The organism is Streptomyces sp. NPDC030862 (assembly GCF_055571835.1).
On the sequence record NZ_JBVIEN010000003.1, the window covers coordinates 323,883 to 341,182 of the forward strand.

Genomic DNA, 17,300 nt, shown 5'->3' on the forward strand with positions numbered 1-17,300 from the left:
CCGGCTGAGAGGTGAGGGACATGGCGTTGCCGGCACCGAGTGCCAAAGGATCCGTTCCGTTCGGCGAGTACAAGACGTGGTACCGCGTCACCGGAGACCTCGGCTGCGGGCTCCCGCCCGTGGTCGTGGTCCACGGCGGACCCGGGTCCACTCACGACTACCTGCTGCCGCTCGCCAGGCTCGCCGAGGAGGGCCACCCCGTCGTCCACTACGACCAACTGGGCAACGGGGGCTCCACTCATCTGCCGGGCCGGGGCGCGGACTTCTGGACGGTGGACCTGTTCCTGGCGGAGCTGGACAACCTGCTCACGGCCCTCGGCGTCGCCGACGACTACGTGCTGTACGGGCAGTCGTGGGGTGGTCTGCTGGTCGCCCGGCACGCCGCGGCCCGGCCCGCCGGGCTGCGCGGCCTGGTCGTCGCCAACTCCCCGGCCTCCTACCCGCTGTGGCTGGAGGAGATGGCGGTGCTGCGGTCCCAGCTGCCGCCCGGCGTCAACGACACGCTCCTGCGGCACGAAGCCGCCGACACCACGGACAGCCAGGAGTACTACGAGGCGATGACGGTCTTCTACGAGAAGCACGTCTGCCGCCTCAAGCCGTGGCCGCGCGAGTACCAGGCGTCCTTCTACGAGGTCTACAACGACCCGACGGTGTACTACGCCATGAACGGGCCGAACGAGTTCCATGTCATCGGCAGCCTGCGCGACTGGGGCGTGGAGGACTGCCTGCCCGACATCGCGGTGCCCACCCTGATCCTCTCGGGCCGGTACGACGAGGCCACGCCGAAGACGGTCCAGCCCTACCAGGACCTGATACCGGACGCCCGCTGGGTGATCTTCGAGGAGTCGAGCCACCTGCCCCACCTGGAGGAGCCCGACGCCTTCCACGAGGTGCTGACCACGTATCTGAAAAGCCTGTGAAGCCGCTGCCGACCGGTACCGCTAAGGGGCTGATAGGGGTTCTTGACGCGGCGCCCCCGACCGGAGACTGAGAGCCATGGAGACTGACGACCGGACGGGCACTGCCCTGGTATTTCCTGGAATGGGGCCCTCCCCGTTCTCCGAGGTGGCCAAGTTCATGCTGGTCAATCCGTATGCCCGGGAGCTGTACGCGGAAGCGGACGAGGTCCTCGGGTACTCGCTCTTCGACCGCTTCAGCGAGGCGGAGGGCGACTATTCGGAATACGCGCAGCTCGCGTTCATGGTGAACTGCCTGGCGCTGGCGCGGTGGGCGGAAGCCGAGTTCGGCCTCGATCCGCTCTACTGCACCGGGCCCAGCTTCGGCGGCAAGGCCACGGCGGTGCGTTCCGGGGCGCTCTCGTTCGCCGACGGCGTGCGGCTGACCGCGAGGTTCGCCCGCTGCCTCGACGCGTTCTTCGCGGAGGAGTATTCGGAGCGGGTCGCGACCCTCTCCTTCGCCCGCACCCCTCCGCCCGCGCTGAGGGAGGTGCTGGCGGAACTGACCGAGCGGGGCGAGTGGCACGACGTGACGTGCGTCGTCGACGAGGACTTCGCCATGGTGACGCTGCGCACGTCCGGGATCGAGTGGCTGCGGGAGCGACTGCGCGCCGTGGGCGGGCTGCCGCTGTACGTGATGGAGCCGCCGATGCACTCCGCCGCCTTCGGGGGCCTGCGTCGCAGGACGGAGTCCGAGGTCATGGCGGGCCTGGAGTTCCGCGACCCGGTGATTCCCGTGGTCGCCGACCACGACGGGGCCCTGCTGACCACCGGTGAGCAGGTGCGCACGATGCTGCTGGACGGCTGCGTCCGCCCCGTCGACTGGCCCGTCACGCTCGCCTCCCTGAGGGACAAGGGCATCGGCCGGCTGTGCGTCGCCGGCCAGGACGCTCTGTTCTCCCGGGTTCCGGTGGCGGCGAAGCGCTTCGACGTGATCAAGGCCGACCCGAGACGGGCCATGATGCCGCGCCGCCGCGCCGCGGCCGCCTGAGACACGTGTCCCGGGCAGCCCCGGCCCGGTATGCGGCCGGGGCGGCTCAGCCGGTGGAGGCCCCGGTCATCGAACGCAGCGCCCCCCAGAGCGAGGCGGGGGTGGCGAAGGTCTCCGGCTTCAGCGCCTCGTCCATGAACTTGACGTCGTACGCCGCTTCCAGCGCCCCCAGCAGCTCCACCGTGGCCAGCGAGTCCAGCCCCGCGTCACGCAGTGCGGTGTCGGGGGTCAGATCGTCCTCGGCGGTGAGGAACGGCAGGTACTCCCTGAGCAGTTCCTCGAAACGCTGGTCCCAGTACATGGTGAATCCACCCTTCCCGCAATGCCGTTCGTCGGTTTCCAGGAATGGACGCTACGAGCGGATACGGACCCAGGGGCACCCGTTGCGCACCCCTAACTTTCAGGCCCGGACCACGGGCCGGCATTGATCGCCGCCCGCGGACCCCGGACCTCGCGGATCTCCGGAGGAAGAATGACCGAGCATCAGCAGCACGCCCTCCACCAGCGCTTCCTTCGAGGGCTCTCCCTGTCCCCGGACCGCCCGGCGCTGCGGATCGGCACCGAGGAGGTGACCTACCGCGCGCTGCACGAGCAAGCCCTGATCATGGCCGGCTCCGTGGGATCGGCGAAGACCGTGGGCGTGCTGTCCGGCAAGAGCGTCACCGCGTACGTCGGCATCCTCGCCGGACTGTACGCGGGTGCCACCGTCGTACCGCTGCACCCCGGCTTCCCCGCCGCCCGCACCCGGCGCATGCTCGAGGTGTGCGGCACCGAGGCGGTGATCGCGGACGGTCTCGGGCGTGCGGCGCTGCGGGAGATCTACGGCGACGCGCCGGACGTCCCGGTCGTCGAGGCCGACCCCGCGCGGGCGCTGACGGCGCCGCGCCCGGTCGACGCGTCCGACGTGGCCTACCTGCTGTTCACCTCGGGTTCCACGGGCCGCCCCAAGGGCGTGCCGATCACGCACGGCAGCACCCACGCCTACTTCCGGCTCCTCGACGCCCGCTACGACTTCGGCCCCGACGACGTCTTCACACAGACCTTCGACCTCAACTTCGACTGCGCGATGTTCGACCTGTTCTGCGCCTGGGGTGCGGGTGCCACCGTGGACGCGGTGCCGTCGGCCGCCTACCGCGACATCCCGGCCCACCTCGCCGAGCGAGGCATCACCGTATGGTTCTCCACCCCCAGCGCCATCTCCCTGATCCGGCGCATGGGCGGTCTCCGGCCCGGGTCCCTGCCCGGACTGCGCTGGAGCTTCTTCGCCGGGGAGGCACTGCGCTGCACCGACGCTGCCGACTGGCACGCTGCGGCGCCCGGATCGGTCCTGGAGAACATCTACGGCCCGACCGAGCTGACCGTCACCATCACCGGGCACCGCTGGGACCCCGAGTCGTCACCGCGGCTGGCGGTCAACGGGCTCGTACCGATCGGCTCCGTCCACGAGGGTCACGACCACGTACTGCTCGCCGAGGACGGGAGCGAGGACGACGTGGAGGGCGAACTGCTCATCACCGGGCCGCAGATGACCGCCGGATACCTCGACCCCGAGGACGACCGCGGCCGGTTCGCGGAACGCGACGGCCGCCTGTGGTACCGCACGGGAGACCGGGTACGCAGGCTGCCCGGCGGCGAACTCGTCTACCTCGGCAGGCTCGACTCGCAGGTACAGGTGCAGGGCTGGCGGGTCGAGCTGGCCGAGGTCGATCACGCGCTGCGCGCCTGCGAGGGCGTCGAGGACGTCGTCACCGTGGCTCGGCCCGTGGAGGGCAGCACCGAGCTCGTCGTCTTCTACACCGGCCGGATACGTCGCCCCGCCGAGCTGGCCCGGGCGCTGCGGGAGCTCCTGCCCCAAGGCATGCTGCCCCGGCACTACGAGCACGTCGCGCAGTTCCCGCTCAACTCCAACCGCAAGGTCGACCGTCCGGTCCTGGCCGCCCGGGCGGCGGAGCTGCTGCGGTCCTGAGCCGGCGGCCCGCCGCGGTGGGGCTCATCGTCGAGGTGAGCCCCGCCGCGCAGGCGGTGTGCGGTGCCGGAACCGCACACCGCACGTTCTCACCAGTCGACAGGGCGGCCGCTGCCCATCGCCAGGTTCACCGGCAGCTCCCCGCGGCAGCTGATCTGCAGCTTGCGGTACACGCGCGTCAGATGCTGCTCGACCGTGCTCACCGTCAGATAGAGCTTGGCGGAGATCTCCCGGTTGGTCAGTCCCTGCGCCGCGAGCGTGGCCACCCGCTGCTCGGACGTACTCAGCCGGGCCGCCGACCGGGAGGCATCCGGCTCGCGCAGCGCCGGGTCGGTCTGGGCGTCCGAGAGCGGCGCGTCGGGCAGGATCTCCCGGCACAGTGTCCCCGCCTCGCACTCCTTGGCGAGGTTCCACGCCGTGCGGATCAACGCGCTGCCCTTCGCCGGCGCGGTGCCCTCGCTCTGCATCGCCTGCCCGAGCTCCGCCATGGCGCGCGCCGCCTCCAGGCGGTCGCCGGAGCGGTGCAGCTCGTCGACGGCCTGCGTCAGCAGCACCACGCGCTGCTTGGCGGAGGACGACGTCAGGGCACGCATGCGCAAGGACAGGCCCCGCACCCACGGCCGCCGCGCATCGGGCAGGGCCATCTGCTGCAGCACCAGCTGCTCGGCCCGCTGCGTATGGCCCAGGCGTAGCAGCGCCTCGGCCGCGTCGGTACGCCAGGGCAGGAGCGCGGGCCGGTCGACGCCCCACTGCTCCATCAGGTGACCGATCTCCATGAAGTCGGCCAACGCCGCCTGCGGCTGCTGGCAGGCCAGCAGGTGCAGCCCCCGGGCCCGCAGGAAGCCCAGGCCGTACATCCCGGAGAACAGGTGGCGCGGCCCGGGCTGGTCGACCAGTCGCGCTGCCTCAGTGCTCTCCCCCATCAGGGTGCGCGCGCGCACGAGGACGGCGGTCGGCGCGAACCGGAAGGAACACCCGGTCCGCTCCGGCAGATGGTCCAGGGCGGCCTGCGCGTGCGTGCAGGCCCCCCGCAGGTCGCCCATGCGGAGCAGCGTTTCCGCGTGCAGGGACGCGAAGACGGCGCTCCAGCCGGGTGCGTCGCGCAGCTCCGCCTCCCGCACCAGGTTCCGGAGCCACGGCACGGCGCGCTCGGGGTGGTCCGAGTGCACCAGCGAGCGCAGGGCCTGGGTGATCGGTTCGACCGTGGCGTCCGTCAGCCGTGTCTCCTGCAGCAGGCGTTCGACGCCGGCGGTGCCGGTCGCGAAGGCGGTGTCGACGAGCGATGCCCCGGCCGCGGCCGGGTCCTGCCCGTCCAGCAGCCGGGCGGCATCGGGGACGCGGCCGTGCGTGAGCAGTAACTGCACCAGTGGCTGCGCGTGCTCGATGCCGGGGTGGGGACCGCTCAGCAGATCGGCCAGTCGGCGCTCGGTGGCGGCCGGGCTGAACCGCCAGCTGAGCCGAGCCAGCCGGATCCGCACCGCGGCCCGCTGCCGCTCGTCCGGGCACACCTCCACGGCGAGTTCGAGGAGGCGGACGGCCTGGCGTGCCTCGTCCCGGGACAGGAGGTCCTCCGCAGCCTCCCGCAGTACGTCGGTCTCGGCCTGGGTGGCGTGCCACGGCACGTCACCGGCGTGGGTGGCTGCGGCCAGCAGCTGACCGGCCGCCGCTGTGGCCGCCATGCCGTCCCGGTCCAGCAGCAGTGCCGCGCGCCGGTGCAGTGCCGCGCGCCGGTGTCCGGACGCCCCGTCGAGGACGGCGGTCCGTGCCGCGGGGTGCCGGAAGCGGGCACCGGTCAGCAGGCCGGCCGCCCGCAGCGCGGCCAGGTCCCGGTCGACCGAGGCCGGAGCGATGCCGAGCAGTCGCTGGACGAGCTCGGGCGAGGAGAACTCGTCGAGCACCGCGGCGGCGAGGGCCACGACCGGGGCCGTCGGACCACTGCGCTGGACGCAGGTGACGACGGCCTGGGAGAACGGACCGCCGCGCTCGGACGCGGGCTCCTCCAGAAGAGGGCCCTCGCCGAGCCCGGTCGGCTCCGCCAGCAGGGCCCGCAGGAGAAGCGGATTGCCGCCGGTGACCGCGTGCAGGTGCTCACCGGGCAAGGGCCGCCCGGCGGCTTCCGCGGTCTCGTCGGGGGACAGGCAGCCGAGCCGGAACCGCCGGGATCCCGGCTGACGCATCAGCTCCGTCGCGAGTTCCGGGTACCGGCCCGTATAGGGCGAGACGGCGACGAGGAGCAGCACCCTGGACGTCCGGGCGTGTCGTGCGAGGTACTGCAGGTACTGGACCGAGAGGTCGTCGGCGTACTGCGCGTCGTCGACGTACAGCAGCACCAGGCCGTCCTCGGCCAGCTCCCGCAACTGCAGGGAGAAGTCCCGCATGGCCTCGGTGCGCGCGGCGCGGTCCGGATCCGCCGTCAGGGACGGCTGCGCGACCGCCGGGTCGCTGCACACCATCTGGCGCAGGACGCCGAGCGGCGCTTCGCGCTCGGCGGGAGAGCCGACCGCACCGAGCACGACGGCCCCTGCCGTGCGGGCCAGGTCGGCGAGAGTGTCCACCACGGCGCTCTTGCCGCACCCCGCGGGGCCTTCGACGAGAAGCGTCCGGAACTCACCCGCCTCACACTCCGTGAGTACCTCTATTCCGGCATCGATCACCGATGCCCTGCCCACCAGATTCATCCTGACCCCCGTCGTCGGATTCTGTACCCCTCTACGGTGACCACCCTTCGGGCGGAGTCCTACAGGAGAGGTAGAGCGCCGATGGATTAGGGGGCCAGGGGGCCTGGAGCAGGGCAGCCGCAGGAGCCGCCGGGACGTGCCTCAGGACCGGTTGAGGTAGGCCAGCACGGCGAGGACCCGGCGGTTGTCGTCGTCCGACGGGCTCAGGTTCAGCTTGCTGAAGATGTTCGACGTGTGCTTGGCCACGGCGCGCTCGGTGACGACCATGCGCTGGGCGATGGCCGCGTTGGACCTGCCCTCCGCCATGAGCTCCAGCACCTCGCGCTCCCGGGGCGTCAGAGTGCCGACCGGCTCCTCGTTGGTGTTGCGCGCCAGAAGCTGGGAAATCACCTGTGGGTCCATGGCCGTTCCTCCGGCCGCCACGCGCCGCACCGTGTCGATGAACTGTGCGGCGTCGAAAACCCGGTCCTTGAGCAGATAGCCGACGCCTCCGCTGCCGTCCGCGAGCAACTCGCGGGCATACAACTGCTCCACGTGCTGGGACAGCACGAGGACGGGAAGACCGGGGATCTGCCGCCGTGCGTGGAGAGCGGCCTGCAGTCCTTCATCGGTGAAGGTGGGAGGGAGCCGGACGTCCACCACCGCCACATCCGGTTTCAGCGAGACGAGCGCGTGCATCAGTTCAGGACCGTTGTCGACTGCCGCGACGATTTCGCAGTCGTACGCCTCCAGCAGTCGCACGAGGCCGTCTCGCAACAGGAACAGGTCTTCGGCCAGGACAACTCGCACGGCAGCGCTCCAGGATCGGCAATCGTCGAACACCCGGGGACCGCTCGACGCGTACTCCGGTGAATGTGCGAACGAATCTACCGAGCCCGGCCGGTTCCCCATGCGGTTTCGAGTCGCCCCACCGGCCACCGTGCGACACGGGTCGACGGGCCGGTCCTCTCGATCAAGGCTCGTAACTCAATAAGCCCGCGTCCAGAAGCTCGTTGACCCACAGGTCCACGTCCGCTCGCATGTTGGCGCGATCCTTCTCCCAGATCCGGGCGAGGGTGTCCGCAGCGGCGATGCGGTCACCATCGTGCTGGCAGATCGCGATCCACATGGCGGCTCCCGCCGGACTGCACCGAAGGCGCGCCGAGGCCGCCTCCGAGAACAACTCCAGGTACCCGTCTTCCGACAGGAACACCGTCACCCCAGGCGCTGGCCGAACCCGCACGCATCCTCCCGGCATCCGTCGACGTCTCACGTCTCTGCGTTCGCGAGCAGTGCCGCGTGGATCGCATGCGAACTATTCCCGTGCGGACCGAGCCGCTAACCCGTGTGGGTCTGGGCGGCCAGCGGACAGGGGATCTCCAGCGTCACCGTGGTGGGCCCCCCTGCCGGACTGCTGACGGCCACCACGCCGTCGAACGCGCCGACCCTCTGCTCGATCCCGCTCAGTCCGGATCCCGCGCCGGCCACCGCCCCGCCGCGGCCGTTGTCGGTGACACTGGCCCGCAGCAGTCCGTCGCCGTGGTGGATGGCGATCCACAGCTGGTTCGCACCCGAGTGCTTCGCGGCGTTCGTGAGTATCTCGCTGACCGCGAAGTACACGGCGGACTCGATGGGGTCCTCGGCTCGTCCGGGCAGATCGATGTCGATCTCGACGGTCATGGGCATCCGCAGCGCCAGCGCCCGTACGGCATCGGGCAGGCCTCGTTCCGCCAGCACCGGCGGATGGATCCCGCGCACCAGGTCGCGCAGCTCGGAGAGCGCTTCCGCCGAGGACTTGCGGGCCTCCGCCAGCAGCGCCTTGGCCTGCTGGGGATCCTTGTCCATCAGCATTTCGATCGTGCCGAAGCTCATGCCCATCGCGACGAGCCGGGCCTGTGCACCGTCGTGCAGATCCCGCTCGATGCGGCGCAGTTCCGCGGCTGAGGCGTCCAGGGCTTCGTGGCGGGTCTCGGTGAGCCGGTCGATGCGCTGGATGAGCTCCACCTCTCTCGGGGGGCCCAGCAGAGCACGGCTGAGTACGAAGTGGAAGCGGAGCAGCGGCCGGCCGACACGGCTGCAGAGGGCGAGGAGCCCCGCGCCGACCAGAGCGGCCAGAAAGGCGGTGCCCCAGCCGGTGACCGGTACGAAGGTGTACCAGTTCCTGGCCTCGCCGTCGGAGAGGGGCATCCACAGACCTGCCGGCAGCAGGAGGCCGTGCACTCCGTACACCAGCAGGGCGGGGGGCAGGAAGGCGGTGACGAAGCCGGCGGTCAGGTCCACCAGGAGCCACCCCAGGTCGCGCCAGGTGGCCGGGTCCTTCAGCATCAGGCCGCAGCGGTCCAGCCGCCCGGCGAGGCCGCTCCGTACGTCGTCGGGGAAGGGCCGGTACGGAACGGGGATGGTGACCTGCGCCCACTGCGCGGCGAGCCGGCGGCGGGAGTTCGCGTGGGCACGCACCAGGGAAAGGACGATCGGTGTCGTGAGGACACCGACCCCGACGGGGATGAGGACGATCGACAGGACCGCCAGGGAGAGGAGCGTGATCCCTCCTGCGAGTGCGACAAGGGCAACGCTCAGCCCCTGCACACCGGCCAGCAGGGTGCCGCGGATCCTCGCCTTGCTCACGTCGCTCCTCCTAGGGCCTCTGCTCTCGGCTTCGATGCAAGCATGACGGGCTGAGGCGGCGAGGTCACTGGTGTCGGAGCCCGAGTAGGGGTGTACCTGGCATCACCCCCTGTCTTCGCCCTTTGCCTCCCGGCGCAGGGCAGGACCGACCGTGTGGGGGTGCACGTGTACCGGGGCGGCCCCTATCCCCCTTGGGGGAGTTCGGGCCGCCGCCGGGTCAGCGCTCGGTCGCGGCGGTGCGCTGGTTGATGTCCGGGATGCCGTCGTGGTCCTCGTCGCGCGTCTCCTCCTCGTACAGGCGGCGGTAGATGCCGTTGCGGTACCGGATGAGGAGGGCGGCCAGGAAGGCGGCGATGAGGGAGCCGATCACTCGTCGTGCGCTCGGGTCACGCCCGCAGGTAGGCCAGCACGGCGAGCACCCTGCGGTGGGTCTCGTCCGTGGGCGGCAGGTCCAGCTTGGTGAGGATGCCGCTGATGTGCTTGCCGACCGCCGCTTCGGAGACCACCAGGTCGCGGGCGATCGCGCCGTTCGACTTGCCCTCCGCGATCAGGGCCAGGACCTCGCGCTCGCGTGGGGTGAGGCGCTCCAGCGGGTCACGGCGGCGGCGCAGCAGCTGGCGCACCACCTCCGGATCGACGACGGTCCCGCCGTTCGCGACCTCGTGGAGCGCGTTCACGAACTCCTCGATCTGGCCGACCCGGTCCTTCAGCAGGTAGCCGACGCCCGATCCGTCGCCGGAGTCGAGGAGTTCGGAGGCGTAGGCCCGCTGCACGTACTGGCTGAGGACCAGCACCGGCAGGGTGGGCCGCTTCTCGCGCAGACGCACGGCCGCGTGCAGCCCCTCGTCCTGGAAGCCGGGCGGCATGCGCACGTCCGTCACGACGATGTCGGGTGCGTGCTCCCCGACGGCGGCGACCAGCGCCTCCGCGTCGCCGACGGCCGCGACCACCTCGTGGCCACAGCGCTCGAGCAGGCCGATGAGGCCTTCCCGCAACAGCACGCTGTCCTCGGCCAGTACTACGCGGAGCGATCGGTCCACTCGCAAGGGAACTCCACACGCAACAGAGTCGGTCCGCCCGGCGGACTGGACAGGGAAAGTCTGCCATCCAGCACCGACACCCGGTCCGCGAGACCGGTGAGCCCGCTGCCCGCGGAGGCGTCGGCGCCGCCGCGGCCGTCGTCGTGCACCTCCAGGGACAGCCGGCCGTCGCGGTGACCGCCCGTCACGCGCGCCCGTGTGGCGCCGCTGTGCTTCGCTATGTTGGCGAGCGTTTCGCAGACCACGAAGTACGCGGCCGCCTCCACGGCTTGGGGGAGCCGCCCGGGCAGTTCGAGGTCGACGTCCACCGGCACCACGGAGCGGTCGGCGGCGTCGGCGACCGCCGCCTCCAGGCCGTAGTCCGCGAGGACCTTGGGGTGGATGCCGTGGATGAGCTCGCGCAGCTCCGCGAGCGCCTTGCCCGCCTCCTCGTGGGCCTTGGCCAACTGGTCGGCGAGCGGGCCGGGCGGCGCGTCCAGCCGGGCGAGGCCGAGCGTCATCGTCAGGGCCACCAGCCGCTGTTGGGCCCCGTCGTGCAGGTCGCGCTCGATGCGGCGCCGCTCCGCCTCGAAGGCGTCGACCAACCGGACGCGGGAGCGCGCCAGTTCGACGACCTTGGCCCCCAGGTCCCCGTCCCGGGAGGCGATCAGGAGCCGGGTCAGCTCGCCGCGGGCACCCGCCGCGACCCCGAGCACGTACGCGCCCAGCGCCATCAGGCCGAGTCCCAGCACGACCACCCCGAAGGCGGCCGGCCAGGTGGTGACCGTCCACAGCTTGAGCACCTTCGCCTCATGGCCGTCGCCGACCGTGGCCATCAGCAACGGTGTGGCCACCATGGACACCGGGAAGAGCAGCGCGACCGTCACCACGAGGGCGTCGACCGGCCACAACAGGACGGCGAACAGGAGCGTGTAGCCGAGCTCCCGCCAGGTCGCCTGTTCGCGCAGGCGGGTCGTCAGCCAGTTCCACAACCCCGGCAGGGCCGGCTCCCGGTGCTGGCCGGCCGTCGGGTCCACGTCGACCAGGCGCAGCCTGCGCCGCTCCACCCAGGCCACCGGGATCCCCGCGAGGGCGACGACGACGAGCAGGGGCAGGCCCACCAGGAGGATGGCGAGGGCCGCGCCGAGCACGGCCACGGTCGCCATCACCACCAGGACGGCGACGCCCGTCACCGAGCCGGTGACGAGATACGCCACCGAGCGCCACGGCCACGCCGACAGCAGGAAGCCGGGCCGGGACATGGCCTGCCACACATTCCGGGGGTGCATGGGATCACCGTAGGAGCCGCATGCGGTGCGGTGCCATCGGTCCAGCCGGTGCATCCGGGGTAGGGCCTGCCCTACTCCAAGTCTCGTTCCTGCCGTACTGCGTGGCGGTGCCCTTGCGCGGTTTCGTGGAGACATCGCGGAAGAGGGGGAGGCAGCGCGGCGTCCGTTGGGATGGCCTGGCCGGCGCCCTTCCCCAAGCTTCCGTCCCGCCCAGAGGCGCGGGAGGACCGAGACCACACGAGTGGGGACAGATGAGTAACGACGCGATCCAGTTGCGCTCCGCCACCAGACGGTACGGAACGGGAGACCATTCCGTCACCGCCCTGGACGCGGTCTCGCTCTCCTTCCCCAGGGGGACGTTCACCGCCGTGATGGGCCCTTCGGGCTCCGGCAAGTCGACGCTGCTGCAGTGCGCGGCGGGCCTGGACCGGCTCACGTCCGGTTCGGTGACGGTGGGCGGGACCGAGCTGACCAAGCTGAGCGAGACCAAACTGACCCTGCTGCGCCGCGAGCGCATCGGCTTCGTCTTCCAGGCGTTCAACCTGCTGCCGTCCCTGACCGCCGAGCAGAACGTGGCGCTGCCCCTGCGGCTCGCCGGCCGCCGCCCCCCGAAGGGCCGGGTCCGCGAGGTGCTCCGGCAGGTAGGGCTCGCCGACCGGGCGCGGCACCGGCCGACGGAGATGTCCGGCGGCCAGCAGCAGCGGGTCGCCCTGGCCCGCGCGCTGATCACCCGCCCCGAAGTCCTCTTCGGCGACGAGCCGACGGGCGCGCTCGACTCGCAGACCAGCCGCGAGGTGCTGGCCCTGCTGCGTGGGATGGTCGACCACGAAGGCCAGACGATCATCATGGTGACGCACGACCCGGTGGCCGCCTCCTACGCCGACCGCGTCGTCTTCCTCGTCGACGGGCGCGTCAACGGCGAGCTGATCGGCGGTTCCGCCGAGGAGATCGCCGCCCGCATGACCAGGCTGGAGGCCGTGCCGTGCTGAGCACCGCCCTGCGCACCCTGCGCACCCGCTGGATCACGTTCGTCGGCAGCTTCGTCGCCCTCTCCCTGGGCGTAGCGCTGATCGCCGTCATGGGGCTGGCCCTGGCGTCGTCGCTGGACGCCCCCGAACGCAAGCCCGAGCGGTTCGCCGCGGCGCCCGTCGTCGTCAAGGGCGCGGACACTCTGCGGGTGCCCACCTCGATCGGCGACCGGGTACAGAAGCTCGCACATCCGCGCCCCGTGCCCGAGGAGGCCGTCGCGAAGCTCAAGGAGCTCGGGCCAGTCGTCGAGGACCGGTCGTTCGCCGTACGGGCCGAAGGAGGGCCCCGGGACCTGGTGGGCCACCCCTGGTCCACCGCCGCCTTCACCCCGTACCGCCTCGACGAGGGACGCGCGCCCCGCGCCGCCGACGAGGTCGTCATCAGCGGTGACTGGGCCGAACCGGGCTCCCGGGCGAGGACCGACGGCGGGACCGTCCAGGTCGTCGGCACGGTCGACGGACCCGGCTTCGAGAACGCGGTCTTCTACACCGACCGCCGCGCCGCCGAACTGGCGCCGCACAGCACCCAGCTCGTGGTGGACGCCGACGCCGAGGCCGTGCGCGAGGCGGTGCGCGGCAGTGAGGGCGTACAGGTCCTCACCGGCGACGCGCGCCGGTTCGCCGACGCCGACCCCGAGCGGGACAGCGAGGCCCTCACCGCGATGAACGCGATGTTCGGTACCGCCGGCGGCGTCACCGGGTTCGTCTCGGTGTTCGTGGTGGCGTCCACCTTCGCGTTCGCCGTCGCCCAGCGGCGCCGCGAGTTCGGGCTGCTGCGTACCGCGGGCGCGACGCCCGGGCAGCTCCGCCGCATGGTGTTCGCCGAGGCCCTCGTGGTCGGCGTGCTCGCCTCCGCCGCCGGGTGCGTGCTCGGCGCGTACGGGGCGCCACGGCTGGCCGCGTGGGTCGTGGACGGCGGACTCGCGCCGCGCTGGTTCACCATCGGCGACTACACCTGGCCGTACCACATGGCCTTCTGGACGGGCCTGCTCGTCGCGCTGTGCGGTGTGGTGGCCGCGTCCTGGCGGGCGGGGAGGACCGGCCCCACGGAGGCGCTGCGCGAGGCGTCCGTGGACACCAAGGCCATGACGTGGGGCCGCTGGCTGTTCGGCGGGGCCCTGCTGCTGACCGCCGCCGTGACGCTGGGGCTGGCCCTGCTGGACGACCCGGGTGACCTGCTGCACCGCAAGACCTATGTGAGCCGGCCGATGCTGCTGATCACCGGGGTGGCGCTGCTCGCGCCGGTGCTGGTGCGGCCGCTGGCCCGGTTGATCGCCTGGCTGCCGGCCCAGCTTCCCGGCGCCGCCGGCATGCTGGTGCGGGAGAACGCCTCCGCCGGTGTCCGGCGCACCGCCGCCGTCGCGGCGCCCGTCCTGGTCACGGTCGCGCTGGCGGGCTCGCTCCTGGGCGCCACCGCCACGTTGAACGAGGCGAAGGCCACGGAGGTGCGCGAGCAGACGGCCGCCGACTTCGTGGTCACCCCGGCGGGCGGCGCCGGTTTCGACCGGGCGACGCTGGAGAAGCTGCGTGCCGTGTCCGGCGCCGTGGTGTCGGCGACCTCGCCGAGCGCCGTGTACGTCCTGGAGGAGGGCGTGGCGCTCGTCAGGTCCGACGCCCGCGCGGCCGACCCCGCGCTGCTCGCCGCCACCACCCGGCTGCCGGTCGCCGCCGGGAGGGTGAGCGACCTCGACGACGACTCGATCATCGTCAACGAGGAGTGGGAACGGCACTCCGTGGGGCAGCGGGTGGACGTGTGGCGCGGTGACGGTACGAAGAAGTCGCTGCGGATCGCCGCGGTGATGGCCATCGGCACCGGTGACAACGGCGTGTACGTCACGCCGCGCAACGCTCCGGGCGCGCCCGTCGACCGGGTCGACGTCGGCCTCGCGGACGGGGCGGACACCGCCGCGGTGGCAGCGGGGCTGCGCGACGCCCTGCGGGCCTCGGGCGGGCAGGTCTTCACCAAGGACCAGTGGGTGCAGGCCAGTTATCCCGAGACCAACCGGACCACCCGGCTCGGCTTCCTGCTGGTCCTCGGCATCGCCCTCCTCTACACGGGCATCTCGCTGGCCAACACCATGGTCATGGCGACCTCCGACCGGGTCCGCGACCTGGCCGTACTGCGCCTGGCCGGGGCCACGACGTGGCAGGTGCTGCGCCTGGTGGGCGCCGAGGCGCTGATGGTGGTCGCGGTCGGCGGGGTGCTGGGACTCCTGGTCGCCGTGCTCAACCTGATGGGCATGTGGGGTGCCCTGGGCCTGCTGTCGGTGTGGACCTCGATCGAGATCCCGTGGGCGGTGATCGGCACGACCGTGGGCGCCTGCGCGGTGCTCGCCGTGGTCTCGGCCGTCGCCCCCGCCGGACTTGCCCTGCGGCGCAGGGCCGTGGAGCTGGCGGGCGTACGGGAGTGACGGGAGTGACCCCTGACCCCTGACAGACGCCGGCGCGGTGGCGGCAGCCCCTATCGGCCGGTGTCGGGAGGCGGGGCGTCGGCCGCGGCGTTGTAGCGGAGCAGGTACGCGGCGAAACGGTCGAGGTCCTCCGTGGACCAGTCGGCGAGGCGGGCCTCGTAGGCGGCGCGGCGGCTGGCGTGGGTGGAGGAGAGGAGCCGGCGGCCGGCCTCGGTGGGGTGCAGGACCTGGACACGGTGGTCGTTGAGGTCGGGGCGTCGTTCGACGAGGCCCAGCTTCTCCAGGACGGCGATCTGGCGGCTGACGGTCGACTTGTCGAGCATGTAGTGGGCCGCGAGGTCGGTGGCGCGGCAGCCGTGGCGGTGGTCGATGTGCGCGAGGAGCGTGTACGAGACGAGGGGCAGCTCCGGGTGCAGCCGGGCGGCCGCGGCGCGGGCGCGGCGGGCGAACGCCGTGAGCTCGCGCTGGATGACGTCGAGGGCCTCGTTGCGGGCGTCGTGGACCTGGACCTCGTGGACCTCGTGGAGGTCGCGGACGTCGCGGACGGACTCGTGGCGCGCCCCGGGCATCGGTCGGCCTTCCTCTGGGGGTGTGCGGCGTGTGCGGTCTGGGGTGTGCATGAGGCGGGTACCGCGTGGCGCGCGGGTTATCCACAGCGAGTTGTCCACAGGGGGAGACGCGTGTGCGAAAGCGGCGGTACGGTCGGCGTCATTCGAGCGGTGGGGGTGTGCGGATGGACAGGGACGTCATGTACGTGGCGGGCGGGGCGGATGCGGCGGATAGGGCGGACGAGGCATACGAGGGGGCACACGAGGGCGGCGGGCGGATACCGGTGGTGCCGGGGTTCGCACAGCGGACCGCCGGGGCGGGCGGCGCGACCGGCGGCGCGGCGGCCGAGTCCCCGAAGGCGCGCGGCAAGGCGCTGCGCGCCCGGGTGCCCAGGGCCGCGCAGGGCGAGCTCGTCCTCGGCGAGGGGCGGCCGGACGCGGTGCGCGCGGTGGAGGAGTCGAGCCGGGACCGGGTTCCCGCGCTGGCGCCGATACGGGTCGGCCGGATGGCCGCGACACCGTTCGCGTTCCTGCGCGGCGCGGCCGGGCTGATGGCGTACGACCTGGCGGGGTCGCCGGTCACCGGCATCGGCGCGCAGATCTGCGGGGACGCGCACGCGGCCAACTTCGGGCTGTACGGCGACGCGCGCGGCCGGCTCGTGATCGACCTGAACGACTTCGACGAGACCGCGGTCGGCCCCTGGGAGTGGGACCTCAAGCGGCTGGCGACGTCGCTGGTGCTCGCCGGGCGGGTGGCGGGCGCGGACGAGGACGTGTGCCGGGCGGCGGCGTTCGACACGGTGGGCGCCTACCGGCGGACCATGCGGCTGCTCGCCCGGCTGCCGGTGCTGGACGCGTGGAACGCCATCGCCGACGAGGAGCTCGTCTCGCACACGGACGCGCGGGACCTGCTGGGCACGCTGGAGCGGGTGGAGGAGAAGGCCCGGGCCAACACCAGCGCCCGCTTCGCCGCCAAGTCGACGGAGGAGTGCGCGGACGGCGGCCGCCGGTTCGTGGACGCCCCGCCCGTGCTGAGGCGAGTGCCGGACGCGGAGGCGGCGGCGGTCGCCGCGTCGCTGGGGGAGTACGTGCGGACGCTGCCGGAGGACCGGCTGCCGCTGCTCGCGCGGTACGCCATCCACGACGTGGCGTTCCGGGTGGTCGGCACCGGGAGCGTGGGGACCCGCTCGTACGTGGTGCTGCTGCTCGACCACCGGGGCGAGCCGCTGGTGCTGCAGGTGAAGGAGGCACGGCCCTCGGCGCTGCTGCCCTACCTGACCCGGGTGGGGTTCGGCGCGCCGGGCGTGGAGCACGAGGGGCGGCGCGTGGTCCTCGGGCAGAAGCGGATGCAGGTGGTCAGCGACAACCTGCTGGGGTGGACGACCGTCGAGGGCAGGCCCTACCAGGTGCGCCAGTTCCGCAACCGCAAGGGCAGCGTGGACCCGGCGGCGCTGTCGGCGGACCAGCTGGACGACTACGGACGGATGACCGGCGCGCTGCTGGCCCGGGCCCACGCGCACAGCGCCGATCCCCGGCTGATCGCCGGGTACTGCGGCAAGAACGACGAGCTGGACGACGCGGTCGCCCGGTTCGCCGTGGCGTACGCCGACCGCACGGAGGCGGACCACGCGGAGCTGGTCGCCGCGGTCCGGAGCGGGCGGATAGCCGCGGAGCTGGGGGTGTGACCGGCGAGGGGGCTTCCGCCCGTACGCTGGTCGGGTGACGACCCCGAGCGACGACGTGACCGGCGAGCAGAGCACCGACCAGACCGCCCGGACCGGCCCGGCTGACCAGGCCGACCAGGCAGGCC

15 protein-coding genes are annotated in these 17,300 nt (G+C 72.4%); 6 read left to right on the top strand and 9 right to left on the bottom strand.

Features of this window, described 5'->3' with window-relative positions; genetic code table 11:
- The first annotated feature begins 20 nt into the window (after positions 1 to 20).
- Positions 21 to 920 carry a proline iminopeptidase-family hydrolase gene (locus ACZ42X_RS09470; RefSeq protein ID WP_468286225.1) on the top strand — a complete coding sequence of 300 codons (900 nt, stop codon included), beginning with the start codon at positions 21 to 23 and terminating at the stop codon, positions 918 to 920.
- A gap of 121 nt (positions 921 to 1,041) precedes the next feature.
- Positions 1,042 to 1,947, top strand: a complete 906-nt coding sequence (locus ACZ42X_RS09475; protein WP_468286228.1) for an ACP S-malonyltransferase — start codon at positions 1,042 to 1,044, stop codon at positions 1,945 to 1,947.
- Between the two features lie 46 nt (positions 1,948 to 1,993).
- Here ACZ42X_RS09475 and ACZ42X_RS09480 read toward each other — a convergent pair whose 3' ends face one another.
- The gene (locus ACZ42X_RS09480; protein WP_468286231.1) at positions 1,994 to 2,248 is read right to left on the bottom strand and encodes a phosphopantetheine-binding protein; all 255 of its coding nucleotides are present in this window, start codon (positions 2,246 to 2,248) and stop codon (positions 1,994 to 1,996) included.
- A gap of 171 nt (positions 2,249 to 2,419) precedes the next feature.
- Between ACZ42X_RS09480 and ACZ42X_RS09485 the strand changes: the two genes are divergently transcribed.
- Positions 2,420 to 3,913: an AMP-binding protein gene (locus ACZ42X_RS09485; RefSeq protein ID WP_468286234.1), complete on the top strand. Its 1,494-nt coding sequence runs from the start codon at positions 2,420 to 2,422 to the stop codon at positions 3,911 to 3,913.
- A gap of 89 nt (positions 3,914 to 4,002) precedes the next feature.
- Here the strand turns inward: ACZ42X_RS09485 and ACZ42X_RS09490 are convergent, their stop codons facing one another.
- From ACZ42X_RS09490 to ACZ42X_RS09520, 7 genes are all read right to left on the bottom strand, one after another.
- Positions 4,003 to 6,591: a helix-turn-helix transcriptional regulator gene (locus ACZ42X_RS09490; protein WP_468286237.1), complete on the bottom strand. Its 2,589-nt coding sequence runs from the start codon at positions 6,589 to 6,591 to the stop codon at positions 4,003 to 4,005.
- A 141-nt stretch (positions 6,592 to 6,732) separates the two neighbouring features.
- The gene (locus tag ACZ42X_RS09495) at positions 6,733 to 7,380 is read right to left on the bottom strand and encodes a LuxR C-terminal-related transcriptional regulator (RefSeq protein ID WP_468286239.1); all 648 of its coding nucleotides are present in this window, start codon (positions 7,378 to 7,380) and stop codon (positions 6,733 to 6,735) included.
- Between the two features lie 163 nt (positions 7,381 to 7,543).
- Complete coding sequence (locus ACZ42X_RS09500; protein WP_361425795.1) at positions 7,544 to 7,699, bottom strand: hypothetical protein; 156 nt, start codon at positions 7,697 to 7,699, stop codon at positions 7,544 to 7,546.
- Between the two features lie 209 nt (positions 7,700 to 7,908).
- Positions 7,909 to 9,195: a sensor histidine kinase gene (locus ACZ42X_RS09505; RefSeq protein WP_468286241.1), complete on the bottom strand. Its 1,287-nt coding sequence runs from the start codon at positions 9,193 to 9,195 to the stop codon at positions 7,909 to 7,911.
- Between the two features lie 217 nt (positions 9,196 to 9,412).
- Positions 9,413 to 9,565 (bottom strand): hypothetical protein, encoded by a 153-nt coding sequence (locus ACZ42X_RS09510; RefSeq protein ID WP_468286244.1) that lies wholly within the window; start codon positions 9,563 to 9,565, stop codon positions 9,413 to 9,415.
- A 16-nt stretch (positions 9,566 to 9,581) separates the two neighbouring features.
- The gene (locus ACZ42X_RS09515) at positions 9,582 to 10,241 is read right to left on the bottom strand and encodes a response regulator (RefSeq protein WP_468286247.1); all 660 of its coding nucleotides are present in this window, start codon (positions 10,239 to 10,241) and stop codon (positions 9,582 to 9,584) included.
- Positions 10,214 to 11,476 carry a sensor histidine kinase gene (locus ACZ42X_RS09520; protein WP_468287446.1) on the bottom strand — a complete coding sequence of 421 codons (1,263 nt, stop codon included), beginning with the start codon at positions 11,474 to 11,476 and terminating at the stop codon, positions 10,214 to 10,216. The genes ACZ42X_RS09515 and ACZ42X_RS09520 overlap by 28 nt, the downstream gene beginning before the upstream one ends.
- Positions 11,477 to 11,754: 278 nt before the next feature.
- On the opposite strand from ACZ42X_RS09520, the gene ACZ42X_RS09525 reads away from it, so the two are divergent.
- Together ACZ42X_RS09525 and ACZ42X_RS09530 are read left to right on the top strand one after the other, a co-directional pair.
- Positions 11,755 to 12,492, top strand: a complete 738-nt coding sequence (locus tag ACZ42X_RS09525; protein WP_468286250.1) for an ABC transporter ATP-binding protein — start codon at positions 11,755 to 11,757, stop codon at positions 12,490 to 12,492.
- A complete protein-coding gene (locus tag ACZ42X_RS09530) occupies positions 12,486 to 14,942 on the top strand; it encodes an ABC transporter permease (protein WP_468286253.1) in 2,457 nt (818 codons plus the stop codon). Before ACZ42X_RS09525 ends, ACZ42X_RS09530 begins: the two co-directional genes overlap by 7 nt.
- A 50-nt stretch (positions 14,943 to 14,992) precedes the next feature.
- Here ACZ42X_RS09530 and ACZ42X_RS09535 read toward each other — a convergent pair whose 3' ends face one another.
- A complete protein-coding gene (locus ACZ42X_RS09535; protein WP_468286256.1) occupies positions 14,993 to 15,511 on the bottom strand; it encodes a MarR family winged helix-turn-helix transcriptional regulator in 519 nt (172 codons plus the stop codon).
- Between the two features lie 179 nt (positions 15,512 to 15,690).
- Here ACZ42X_RS09535 and ACZ42X_RS09540 point away from each other — a divergent pair, with 179 nt between their 5' ends.
- On the top strand, positions 15,691 to 17,175 hold the full coding sequence (locus ACZ42X_RS09540) for a DUF2252 domain-containing protein (RefSeq protein ID WP_468287450.1): 1,485 nt from the start codon (positions 15,691 to 15,693) through the stop codon (positions 17,173 to 17,175).
- The last annotated feature ends 125 nt before the right edge of the window (positions 17,176 to 17,300 follow it).